Below are 12,472 nucleotides of genomic sequence, written 5' to 3'. Positions count from 1 at the left end.
GCTTAAAAAAGCATTATCTTATAAAACTTTTCAACTGTAGTTGGAGAGAATAGTATGACAAATCGATTAACGGCAAGAGACCGTTTTTTTTTAAACTGAAGTTTAACGATTCAGAGCTTTTTGTAATAAATCGTAAAATTTTAAAAAATAATTTGAGTAAAGTTAAAATCTTTATGAAATAACCGTTTTCATTTCTTTTAAGGTATTAACATAGTTTTCTTTAAACTTTGCAAGAAAGCCGTTGAGCAATTCGACATTTGCGGGTGTTTTGATGTTTGAAGGCTCAACCAGGAACTTTTCTATATCCTTTGCGGAATCACCTAGGATGCTTGCACCGACCATATACGAGCTGCCCTTTATCTTGTGAGCCGTTTTCCGTACATTTTCACGCAAATCACCATCGCTTAAAACGGCCTCAGCATTTGAGTCAAAAAGAGTTTTTAACCGCTCTATTTCAGTCACATCTTTTTCATAGGCTTCGATAAAGGTTTCAAGTAAGCTCATGTATATTTCCATGTCTCCGTCTACAAGCTCCATCGCAGCCGCTCTGTCTAAATACATATTTTCCCCTATAAAAACTTTTATAAATTAAAGCTAAGGCCTTGCAAAAACCTGGTTTGCGAGGCCTTAAGTTATTTCAAAATCTATTTTAAGTTTGTCATCAGCCTGTTAAGCCTCTTTACAAAGTCGACCGGGGCTTTTAGCTCTCCGCTTTCGACTAAGAGGGCTTGTTCCAAAAGCAGGTTGGACATATCCTCTACAAATTCCTTGTCCTCGGAATCCTTTAATTTTTGAACCAAGGGATGATCCGCATTTACCTCCAATATCGGCTTAACGGCACTTGTGTTAAACTGCCCCATAGCCCTCATCATTCTTTCCATCTGGAGGCTGGGATCGCTTTCATCCACAACTATACATGAAGGAGAATCGGAAAGGCGTTTTGAAAAACGTACCTCTTTTACCTTATCGCCAAGCACTTCTTGAATCTTTTCGAGAACGGGCTTAAAGTCTTTTTCTTTTTTTTCTGCTTCTTTGGTTTCTTCTTCGGTGCTAAGCTCCTTATCGGAACCGGCTCTGTTTGCAGCCTTCAATTCCCATTCCTTGTATTTTCCCAATGAAGGAATAATTATATCGTCAACCTCATCGGGCATGATTAAAACTTCAAAGCCTTTTTGTTTGTAAACTTCAAGATGAGGAGATTGGCGCAAGGTCTTTTCATCTTCTCCGGTAATATAGTAGATAGCCTTTTGATCGGCCTTCATTCTCGAAACATAATCGGCAAAACTTGTCCACTCATCTTCTTTTACATCGGGAGAAGTTGTTTTAAAGCGGACGAGGTCGGCGAGTTCTTCCCTGTGCTCATAGTCGCCGTACAAGCCTTCCTTCAAAGGACGGTTAAATTCGGCTATGAATTTATTGTATTTTTCCTTGTCGTTTTCGGCGAGCTTTTTAAATTCTCCTAAAAGTTTTTTTACCGAGGCATTTTTAATGCTTGAAAGAATTCTATTTTGCTGTAAGATTTCGCGGCTTACGTTTAAGGGCAAGTCCTCGCTGTCGATAACGCCGCGTACAAAGCGGAGGTATGTTGGGAGAAGTTCTTTTTCGTCATCGGTAATAAAGACCCTTTTTACAAAAAGCTTAACTCCCGGCTTATAGTCCGCATGGAACATGTCGAAGGGAGCCTTCGACGGAATATAAAAGAGGGTTGTATATTCTTGAGTTCCTTCTGCCTTTGTGTGCACATAGAGGAGGGGCTCTTGGGAGTCGTGCGAAAGGGATTTATAAAAGTTAAAATAATCCTCCTCTTTTAATTCCGACTTAGGTTTTTGCCAAAGGGCTCCCGCATCGTTTATCTGCTCCGTTTTAAAGGCTTCGGACTTTACCTTTCCCTTATCGTCATATTGCTTTTCCGTAAAATGAAGATAGATGGGGAAGGCAATGTGATCGGAATAGGTTTTAATTATTTCTTCGATACGCCAGCGGGTAGCATACTCCGAGTCCTCATTGTTTAGGTGAAGTATAACGCAGGTTCCGTTTGCTCCCTCGGGCACATCGTCTATTATGGGGAAGGCAGTATCGTCAACCTTTTCCAAGTCGTAGGAACCTTTTCCGTCCGAGGTCCATTTCCAAACATCGCTTTCTCCGGCCTTTTTGGAAATAACGTCGATGGTAGATGCGGCCATAAAAGCCGAATAAAAACCTACACCGAACTGACCGATAAGGTTGGAGTCTTTTTTATCGGCTGCGGCAAGCTGATCTAAAAAAGCCTTTGTTCCGGATCTTGCTATAGTTCCCAAATTATTTTTTAGATCTTCCTCGTTCATACCCAAGCCGGTATCCCGCACGGTGAGCGTATTAGCCGTATCGTCAAAACAGATATCGATTCTGGGCTCGAATTTAATCTGCTTATAAGCCTCATCTGAAAGGGTCAAATACTTTAGCTTGTCCAACGCATCCGAAGAGTTGGAAACAAGTTCCCTCAAAAAGATTTCCTTGTTTGAATAAAGCGAATGAATGATGAGCGACAAAAGCTGGTTCACTTCAGTTTCAAACTTGTACTGTGCCATAACAACCTCCAAAATAAACCGCAGAGCACGCAAAGAGCGCAAAGGGGTATTAAAAATTAATTATTAATATAGATATTCAAGGATAATAAATTATCGGTAAAAAGGCAAGAGGAGGGAATTCTGTGTTTTGAAAAACAATGATAATGTCTCCATTGACCTTAAAACAAGCTGCCATAAAAATGTTTGATAAATAAAAACCGGCCGAGTCTTTTTAAGATCCGGCCGGTCTTGTACAGAGTCTTTTTAAAAATACAAGAAGATTTTTAAAAAGATTTATTTTCTGTTTTTCTTAATCTGCTCAACGGCATATTCTAAGGCTTTTTCGTAGAACTCCTGAGGAGGTTCTTTGATGAAGTTCTTTTCCATTAACATTTTGGTCAAGGAGCGGCTTTCTTCGATATCTTTTTTTGCTCGCTCGTAAGCTTCTTCCCATGTCATGGTTACGCGGGCCAAGCCTTCTTTGATAGCCTGCATTGCAACGTCGGCAGCTTCAACAGCAAATACATCCTCATCCTGCATTGTAACTACTATATTGTCGGGATTGATTCCCTTCTTTTCGGAGTAGTCTGCAATCGAGTGAGAACAGCGGATTGCCATTCCGTCGGAAATCTTTTTGGCTCGTACCAAGAGGGCACCCTTTAAGATGCCGGGGAAACAAACGGAGTTATTGATCTGGTTCGGGAAGTCTCCGCGGCCTGTTCCTACGATATAGGCACCTGCGGCCTTGGCTTCATGCGGCCAGATTTCGGGGATGGGGTTTGCACAAGTGAAAACGATGGCCTTTTCGTTCATCGAAGCGACCTGTTCCTTTGTTACGGTGTTTGGCCCGGGAGTAGAAAGGGCTATTAAAACGTCAGCACCTTTCATAGCCTCATCAAAGGTTTCTATCTTTTTGGGGTTGGTCTTTAAACAGAGTTCCCACTTTCGGTAGTAGCGTTTATCTTCTTCTATGTCTTTTCGGCCTGAGTGTAAACCGCCTCTTGAATCGCAGATTATCATGTTTTCAGGCTTTCCGCCGTCAGCCAAGATAAGGCGGGCGATTGTCGTGTTTGATGCACCTGCTCCCAAAAGAACAATCTTGCAGTCTTCCATTTTTTTGCCTGTAAGTTTTATGGCGTTCAAAAGACCTGCGAGGGTTATACAGGCGGTTCCCTGAGCATCATCGTGCCAGACGGGGATTTCGCAGACCTCTCTCAAGGTATCTAAAACCTTAAAGCAATCGGGCTGCTGAATATCTTCAAGGTTTACGGCACCTACTGAAGGTTCAAGCATTCTGACAAAATCGATAATCTTGTCGGGATCATGCTTTCCTGCTTTTATGCCCCGTTTTTCTTCTTCGTCAACTCTTACTCGAGAATCGATACACAGAGGATAGGAGTCAACGCCGCCTAAATATTTCATAAGCATGCACTTGCCTTCCATAACCCCCAAGCCTCCGGGAGGAGTGCAGTCGCCGTCGCCTAAAACTCGCGTAGAGTTGCTTACAACAGCAACCAAATTACCTTTGTTGGAAAGAGCAAAGGATGTTTCATTATCATCGCGAATTGAGGTAGAAATTGCGGAAACGCCGGGCGTATACCAAACGTTAAACCAGTTAAACCCGTATAAACCGCATTTGGGGACAGTCTGGAGCTTTCCGCCGTAAAAACTGTGAGTTAAAACAGACAGTTTTTTTAAAAAATGCGTTTTCGCGAGAGCCTTTTCATCATCCGTAAAATCGGACGGGAATAATTCAGTAATGGAGTTCAACTCCTTATCGATGCTTTTCATACTATCAATGATAGCATAAGAACCGAATTTTATCAAGCCGTAAATTTATTTACAAAGACAAAATGATTTGTTCCGCTGTGTTTTCCGGGGAAAGGTTTTTCGGATTTATGGAAAATGAAGCCAGCTCTCGATAAATTTTTATCCGCCTTTCATATACGGCAAAAAAACGGTCTTCCGCATCTTTTTCATCTTTAATATTTTCTCCCAAAAAGGCAGGATAAAAACCTTCTTTGTGTTCAGCCGCTTTTATTCTATAAAAAATTTCGGCAGGCTCGGTGTCGATTAAAATTATTCGGGGAAAATCTTTTAGTTTTTTAATAAGAATTTCGTTTTCGGCATAACCTCCTCCCGTGCTGACAACAGCGTTTTTCTCATCACAGATAACGGCGTTTTCGTTACCAGAGAGAACGGCGTTTTTCTCATTGGAGCAGGACGAAAAGTTTTTGATTATTTTGTCAAAGCATTCCAATTCTTTTACTCGGAATTTTTTTTCTCCATGAGCTTTATAAAGTTCTCTTATAGTTTTATCGTAAAGATATTCCATAAAAGAATCGGTGTCTGTAAAGGAGGCTTTTAATTTTTTTGCTAAAATCTTTCCTGTTTCGGTTTTTCCTGCCCGGCTCATTCCGATTAAAAATATAATCATTAAAATATTTCCTTTGAAATAAATTGGTTTAAGTTAATCCTTTTTAATTTTGCGTAAAATAAGAAGCTCGCCCAATTCGCCGGAATACGGCTTTCTTTGAGCGTTTAAAAATGAAAGAGAGCCGTCCGCATTTTTTATAAAAAATTCGCTCGGGACACTTTGTTCAAAATACAAAATAATAATTCCGTCCTTTGCTATAAGCCACTTGCCATAAGAAATTTCAGGCTCCGTTCTTCCTTCTTTAAAAAGCAAAACCCTTGCAGTTTGATCGGCCTTAAATTCCACAGAATAGCTTGTAATTCCGCTTCGCGATGAAGGCAGGTCCATAATATAAACACCCAAAAATGGGTCTTCCGGCTTCTCTTCGATTAAAACCTCAGGCGTTTCCAAGGGTTCGGCAAGTCTGCGGCTCTTACACGAAAAAACACAGAACAGGGTACAGAAAAAAAATATCAATAATTTAAATTTTCGAGTTTTAATTTTTTGCTCCTCGAGTTTTCTTGTTTAAGTATAACCTATAAGCACATTCGATTCAATAGAAGCGGAACCTTATTTCGACGGCCAAGAATACTAAATTACTAAATAATTGACAAGCTATCCTGCTTATGCTAGACTATTAGTTATGATGGATTTTAGTAGAAAACTGCCTATAGGCGTACAAAGTTTTAAGGTAATACGTAATGATAATTTTCTCTATGCAGATAAAACGGAACTTGTGTATAAGTTAGCTTCATCAGGACGTGTTTATTTTTTAAGCAGACCGCGCCGATTCGGTAAGAGTCTCCTTCTTTCAACACTAGAGGCATACTTTTTAGGGCAAAAAGAATTATTCAAAGGTTTAGCCATCGAGAAATTGGAAGAAGCCGAAAAAGAAAAAAGGGAAATCTGGCAGGAATACCCCGTTTTTCATTTGGATTTTAATGTCGGGAAGTATAGCGGTATTGAAGATCTCAATGAAAGGATTAATTTTTTGCTTAAAAATATAGAAAAGCAATATGGCATAATGCATGAAAACACTGCGGCTTTCGGTCTAAGATTTGAAGCAGCAATAAAAACCGCTTACGAAAAAACCGGCAAACAGGTTGTCGTCTTGGTGGATGAATACGATAAACCCCTCCTCCAAACAATGAGTATAAATGAAAAATTGAATGAAGAATACAGAGCCGTGTTAAAGGCTTTTTATTCCGCATTAAAGAGTTCCGACCAATATATCCGTTTTGCATTTTTAACCGGAGTTACAAAATTCAGCAAGGTAAGTATTTTCAGCGATTTAAACAATCTCCGTGATATAAGCATGGAAGAAGACTTCGGCTGTATTTGCGGGATTACTCAAGAAGAACTTGAAAAAACCTTTCAACCTGAAATTAAAATTCTACAGGAAAGAGAAGCTTGCAGCTATGAAGATATCTTACTAATGCTAAAGCAAAGATACGACGGCTATCTTTTTAATCAAAACAGTATAAATGTATATAATCCCTTTAGTTTGCTGAATGCCTTTGCAAAAAAAGAACTGGGTAATTACTGGTTTGAAACCGGAACTCCCACCTTCTTGGTAAACTATTTAAAAAACTATTCATACAATATCCCCGACCTTGACGGAAATGTAGAAATGGATGCATCAGGTCTATCCGACTACAGGGCAGAATCAGGCTCGGTAATACCTATCTTGTTTCAAGCAGGATACCTAACGATAAAGAGTTATGATAAATTGGTACGGCTTTATAAATTGGGCTTCCCGAACGATGAGGTACGCTACGGATTTTTATATAATCTTTTCCCAAGTTATTGTAATGTAGTATATGCAGAAGGGCCTTTTTGTATAGCCCAATTTTATAGAGATATTATTGCAGGACGGGTAGAAGATTTTATGCAGAGGTTAAAGTCGATAATGGCAAGTCTTCCATATAGCAATGTAAAAAAAGACAGTAACGAAAACCTTGCTTTAAGGGAGTATAACTATCAGATATGTATTTATCTTGTCTTTGCCCTGATGGGACAATTTGTCGAGGTGGAAATACCTTCATCAAAGGGGAGAACTGATTGTGTTGTAAAAACCGGCACGGCAATTTATATCTTTGAGTTTAAACTAAAAGAAGATGCAAAAACCGCTTTAAATCAAATAAAAGAGAAAAACTATGCCGAAAGGTTCAAGGCTGATAATAAGCAGATAGTGCTTATAGGTGTCAGTTTTGATCCTGAAGAAAAAACCGTCGGGGAATGGATTAAGGAAGAAATTTAAAACCTCTTATTACTCATGTCTTATAACTTCAAAGCGGTACATAGTATAAGGTTCTTCGGGACTTATACCGCCCTTTTGAAGAGCAATGGCAAGCTGCATACCGACGGAGTCTATGCCGTCAAGATTGGGTAAAAGAAGTCCTGTACGGCCACCCGAGGCAACTATTACGCCGAAACGCTTTACATCCAAATCCGAAACGGATTTTATTTCTTCCGGTTCTGAAAGAATATCCACAGAGCAGATAATATCGTTCATTTCGGATAAATCGACAGGCGGAAAACGCGGATCATTTAAGGCGGCTGATACGGCATTTTTAATTATCTCTTCCTTTATAGTCCTTTTGGTAGGCATAATTGTTCCTATACATCCGCGAAGCGTTCCTTTTTTTTTCAAACATACAAAAACACCGGCCCTGTCTGCAGGAATACCTCTTATGCTTTTATGTTTTAAAAATTCCTTGTGCTTTAAATAGTAGGTAATACTCTTCCTTGCAAGCTTTATATATGGGTCCTTAGTTTGAGAATCAGGCAAGATAAATTTCTTTTTTCCGTTAAAAACTTCTTCAGATTCTTCATCATCTTCTTCCTGCCTTATAGATTCAACCTTAAACCGGGCTACACCATATCCGACACCGAAGGGCCCCTCATAAGAAAGCAGCTCTTGAGAATATTCATAGCAGGATAAAAGGCCTGACAATATCAAGAAAGAATTTAAGCCGCACTCTCCGGCTCTTTCAGCCAAGACAGGGGACATTTCGGCAAATTCGGAAAGACAGCCCTTTTCTATAATTCTTACAAACTCCTTATCGAATTTAGGTCCTTCAGGAGCAAAACCGTAAGGCCCTGTAGAAAGAAGCCGGTGAGAAAGATCTCCGCTTGCAACAAAAACAGATTTGCATTTTTTTTCCTCTATAATTTCGGAAAGAATTGAACCGAATTCTTCGAGCATTGCACTCAGCATAATTCCGTAATTTATATGAACAAGAGAAAAGGTTGAGAGTTCGGAAGCTATAAAATAAAGAGGAACAAAAGAGCCGTGATCAAGGCTCATATCTACTGCAGCATAAGGAAAACCGGTTTTTTTACATTTTTTGATTATACTTTTGACTATATCTGTGTTGTTATTTGCCGAAAGGTTTAGGTCAGGGCAGCCGAATTGCCTCATGCTTCCTTCAATAATCTTGGCAGTATTAATGGTAACTGCCCCTCGGTGCATTTTTGCATGGGGAGTAATAATTATAATGGTTTCGGGTTCTATTTGCCTTATTTCTTCCGATATAGTTTTAAGAGCCCCAGAAGTTGAGGCTATTTTTTTTTCTTCTCCCCTTCCTATTTCGGGGATTATAATCGGAGGATGCGGCGTTATATAAGCAGCCTTCAAATTAACATGTTTTAAATCAGCTGATTCTTTATTCATAAAAACATTATAATATAGTTTTTATAATTATATCAATAGATTTGTTATGATTCTATTTACTTTTTTTGGATAAGAAGATATACTTAGCCCTATGAATGTCGCTATTTTCTATGATGAAAAGAAAAAAGACGCAGCGATGGCTATAAAAAATATAATCATATCCCACGAATGCGATGTAACCTTATACAATGAAGATGAGATATGGAAAGATGAAAACTTAAACACGCCGCGCCATATTATGAAAAACATTACGCATGTTCTCTTTATTTACAGTAAAAATCCGGTGGCCTATTTGGGCTTTATGTTTTTTTCGGGCTATGCTACGGGCTTAAACCTTCCGGTTCTTGTACTTGAAGAAGAAAAGCTTGAACTGCCTAAAAACTTTTTGCGTTCCTTTGTAATGCTTACGATTAAGTCCTTTGATGCCTACTTCGAGGTAGAAAAAAGACGCTTTAACGAAAACCTGCTCAAAGAACAAGCCCGTACAAAATTATTGGAAAGCGGCTATTCCCTCTTTATTCCGAATTATGTGCGTGCCGTTAAAAACAACGAGAAGGAAATAGTCAGCCTTTTTATCGACGCAGGTTTTGACCCTTCGCAAAAGGATTCCCTCGGAACACCTGTTCTATCCCTTGCCGTAAGAAATAAGTGTTTTGAAACGCTTGAGCTCCTCCTCGAAAAAGGAGCAGCAATAAACCTCTGCGCGGAAGACAGAAACTATTCGGCCTTGATGGATGCAGCCCAAGTCGGATACGGCGAGGCGGTAAAGGTTCTCCTCGAAAAAAAAGCCGACACCAATATTCAAAGCAAGGACGGACAGACAGCCTTGATTCTTTCGGTAGGCCGCCGTGAAGCCGATATCGTGGAAATGCTTGTAAAGCACGGAGCCGACTGTAATATAAAAGACGGCCTAGGTATGTCAGCCTTAGGATATGCAAAACTTTTCGGTAATAAAGCAATTTTATCCTTGTTCGGAGAACAAACAAATTAAAAAATACTTTAAAAATTTACCTTGATGGAAGACTATGCTTACAAAAGAATTTAACTTTGACTTACCGGAAGAGCTTATAGCTCAATCGCCTTCAGAAAAAAGAGGCGGAGACAGGCTTTTAATTTTATACAAACAAAGCGGAAAACTTGAAGACCGACTTTTTACGGAGCTGCCCGATCTTCTCCCCAAAAACGCCCTGATGATTTTTAATAATTCGAAGGTGCGCCATGCCCGCATTTATGCAAAAAGCAAAACAAATGCTGTGTGCGAATTTTTAATGATTAATCCCATGAAGGGCTCGGACGGTTCTCGTTGGCAGGTTATGGCAAAAAAAGCAAAACGCCAAAGGCCCGGCAAAACCTTTTTGTTTGAGGACGGAACCGAGGCCGAAATCATCGAGTCCGAAATCCCTCTCGAAAGCGAATTCCGCTGCATGAAATTTAACAGGATCATCGATGACGAGTGGCTGGACAAATACGGTCACATGCCGCTTCCGCCCTACATTCACCGAAAGGACACCGAAGAAGACGCCGTCCGCTACCAAACTGTCTATGCCGAAATCTACGGCTCGATTGCAGCGCCCACTGCAGGCCTTCACTTTACTCAAGAAGTGCTTTCAAAAATAAGAGAGAGAGGAATCGAAATTGAATATGTAACGCTTCATGTGGGACTCGGCACCTTTCTTCCTGTCAGGGCAGAAAGAATAGAAGACCATAAGATGCACACAGAGCATTTTTTTATTTCGGAAGAAACAGCTCAAGCTGTTGAAAAAGCGAAAAAGGAAGGGCGGCCCATCATAGCCGTCGGAACGACCAGCGTGAGAACCCTCGAATCCGCATGGGATGAAAACAAAAGCGAATTAAAAAGAGGGCATCAGGCTACGGATATTTTTATTTACCCCTCGTATAAGTTTAAGCTGATAGACAAGCTCTTTACGAATTTTCACACCCCCGAATCGAGCCTTGTAATGCTAGTCTCAGCCCTCGCCGGAAAGGAAAATATTTTTAATGCCTACCGCCACGCCGTCGAAGAAAGATATAAATTCTTTTCGTATGGGGATGCGATGCTGATTTTGTAAGTGAGGTTTACCTCAAGGCAAACCTCGCTTGATTACTTGGATAGATCTTCGGCAAGCCAGTTATTGGAAGACTCCGAATCCATACCGTCACCGAAGACGGCTCCTACCAAAACTATTTTTTTACCGCTCATCCGGTATGGTTCGGCATAGCCCTTTTCTTTTATCTGTTGAATTGCCTCCTGAGGCGTTCCATTTCCCATCAATTTAAATTCAAAAACATAAACTGTGTTAGGAGTATGCACAACGCAATCGGCTCTTCCTTTTGAGCTTACTACCTCTGTTTGAGCAAATTGCCCCATCAAACTAAAAAGGATATAAAAGGCAATTTGATAATCCCTCTCCCTCATATTGGTGTTGCCTTTTGCAGCAAGGCTGTAGGGTAACCCTGCACAGGCTGTGTACATACGCTCCATAAAGGAATCTATATTTCCGCTCCGCAAATCCCTTAAAAAATTAGCTATAAACAAGCCGCTCGCATCTTTTGCTATTGATGTAAATGCAGGTACAAGGTTATCCAAAAAGCCGTATTTTACCTCATCATTCGGAAAGCCCAACTTATAAAAACCGAATTCGGGATCAAAACTTTTTATAGTCAGATATCCGGCCTGAAACAAAATAGGTATGGGGTTTTCCATATCGGGACGGTAATCCTGTAAGGCATTTTCGGTCATCTCCGCATCCTCAAGTATCTCCCTGACATTGCCGGTCTGGTTTTGCAAAAACTTGACCAAAAAAGACGGAGTTCCTGTGGCGAACCAATACATACCCATTTCTTTTTTGACAAAGGCATTAAGCAAGCTAAAGGGGTTGTACAAGGATTCACCCTGAGGATGAAAAAGATAGCCGTCATATTGCTTTTTTAAAAGAGAAAGGGTTTCTTCATAGTTTATATTTTTTTCTTCAGATAAGCTTTTGATTTCAGGCTGAAAAGATTCTTTTAATTCTTCTTCCGTAATGCCGCAAATACCTGCATAATACCTTTCAAGGGAAATATCCCTCAAATTATTCAAATCGCTAAAAATGCTGACCTTACTGAATTTTGTCACTCCCGTTAAAAAGGCAAACCGGAGATATTCGTCACTCGACTTAATTACCCCATAAAAGCCTTTTAGAATCTTTCTGTATGTTTCATTTAATTCTGGATTATCATTCATCGTTTCCAAAAGAGGTTTATCATATTCATCGGCAAGAATTACAACCCTCTTACCTGTTTTTTCGTATGCTCGGCGGATAAGGCCTGCAAAGCGGCTTGAAAAACTTTTTTCGTATAGCTCACTTCCATACTCTTTTTCCCACAAAGAAAGATTATTATCGATTATAGTTTCAAGGCTATGTATATCACGATAGGTTTCGGAATTAAAATCCAGATAGAAAACAGGGTATTTTTGCCAAATTTCCCGCTTATCGGCTTGAGCTTCTTCTAATTTTTCTATTGCCAAACCCGTGAGAAGCTCTTTTTGTCCTAAAAAATAGGCCTTTAAGGTAGAAAGAAAAAGACTTTTCCCGAACCTGCGCGGTCGGCTTAAAAAGTGGGGATTAAAATTTTGCACCAGCTCCCAAATATATTTTGTCTTATCGATATAAACGTAGCTTTCTTTTCTTAATTTTTCAAAATTTTGAATACCTATCGGCAGCTTTCTTTTTTCAGGCATTTTTACTCCCCTTAATCTAATTCTTAATTAGATTATAGCATATTTTTTTGATTTTTATAAGATGTGGAGGGGGATTTGTGGGACGGAGCCCAAGTCCTTATTTAGAATGTTTA

10 protein-coding genes are annotated in these 12,472 nt (G+C 39.8%); 3 read left to right on the top strand and 7 right to left on the bottom strand.

Going from position 1 to position 12,472, the window contains the following annotated elements; all coding sequences use genetic code 11:
* Positions 1–171 precede the first annotated feature (171 nt).
* From E4O04_RS04600 to E4O04_RS04580, 5 genes are all read right to left on the bottom strand, one after another.
* Complete coding sequence (locus E4O04_RS04600) at positions 172–561, bottom strand: Hpt domain-containing protein (protein ID WP_253710237.1); 390 nt, start codon at positions 559–561, stop codon at positions 172–174.
* 83 nt (positions 562–644) lie between these two features.
* Positions 645–2,567 (bottom strand): molecular chaperone HtpG, encoded by a 1,923-nt coding sequence (gene htpG / locus E4O04_RS04595; protein WP_253710235.1) that lies wholly within the window; start codon positions 2,565–2,567, stop codon positions 645–647.
* 273 nt (positions 2,568–2,840) lie between these two features.
* The gene (locus E4O04_RS04590) at positions 2,841–4,337 is read right to left on the bottom strand and encodes an NAD(P)-dependent malic enzyme (RefSeq protein ID WP_253710233.1); all 1,497 of its coding nucleotides are present in this window, start codon (positions 4,335–4,337) and stop codon (positions 2,841–2,843) included.
* 49 nt (positions 4,338–4,386) lie between these two features.
* Complete coding sequence (locus E4O04_RS04585) at positions 4,387–4,983, bottom strand: shikimate kinase (protein WP_253710231.1); 597 nt, start codon at positions 4,981–4,983, stop codon at positions 4,387–4,389.
* A 33-nt stretch (positions 4,984–5,016) separates the two neighbouring features.
* Positions 5,017–5,439, bottom strand: a complete 423-nt coding sequence (locus E4O04_RS04580) for a hypothetical protein (protein WP_253685138.1) — start codon at positions 5,437–5,439, stop codon at positions 5,017–5,019.
* A gap of 169 nt (positions 5,440–5,608) precedes the next feature.
* Here E4O04_RS04580 and E4O04_RS04575 point away from each other — a divergent pair, with 169 nt between their 5' ends.
* Complete coding sequence (locus E4O04_RS04575; protein ID WP_253688135.1) at positions 5,609–7,222, top strand: ATP-binding protein; 1,614 nt, start codon at positions 5,609–5,611, stop codon at positions 7,220–7,222.
* Positions 7,223–7,231: 9 nt separating this feature from the next.
* Here E4O04_RS04575 and amrA read toward each other — a convergent pair whose 3' ends face one another.
* Positions 7,232–8,638 carry an AmmeMemoRadiSam system protein A gene (amrA, locus tag E4O04_RS04570; protein WP_253710216.1) on the bottom strand — a complete coding sequence of 469 codons (1,407 nt, stop codon included), beginning with the start codon at positions 8,636–8,638 and terminating at the stop codon, positions 7,232–7,234.
* Between the two features lie 91 nt (positions 8,639–8,729).
* On the opposite strand from amrA, the gene E4O04_RS04565 reads away from it, so the two are divergent.
* Positions 8,730–9,629 (top strand): ankyrin repeat domain-containing protein, encoded by a 900-nt coding sequence (locus tag E4O04_RS04565; protein ID WP_253710213.1) that lies wholly within the window; start codon positions 8,730–8,732, stop codon positions 9,627–9,629.
* 34 nt (positions 9,630–9,663) lie between these two features.
* Positions 9,664–10,707: a tRNA preQ1(34) S-adenosylmethionine ribosyltransferase-isomerase QueA gene (queA, locus tag E4O04_RS04560; protein WP_253710211.1), complete on the top strand. Its 1,044-nt coding sequence runs from the start codon at positions 9,664–9,666 to the stop codon at positions 10,705–10,707.
* Positions 10,708–10,739: 32 nt separating this feature from the next.
* Here the strand turns inward: queA and E4O04_RS04555 are convergent, their stop codons facing one another.
* On the bottom strand, positions 10,740–12,359 hold the full coding sequence (locus tag E4O04_RS04555) for an ATP-binding protein (protein WP_253685142.1): 1,620 nt from the start codon (positions 12,357–12,359) through the stop codon (positions 10,740–10,742).
* Positions 12,360–12,472 lie beyond the last annotated feature (113 nt).

This window comes from Treponema sp. OMZ 799, assembly GCF_024181365.1.
GTDB lineage: Bacteria > Spirochaetota > Spirochaetia > Treponematales > Treponemataceae > Treponema_B.
The sequence above is the reverse complement of the archived record's forward strand: the minus strand, read 5'-3'. Positions and strand labels throughout refer to the sequence as shown.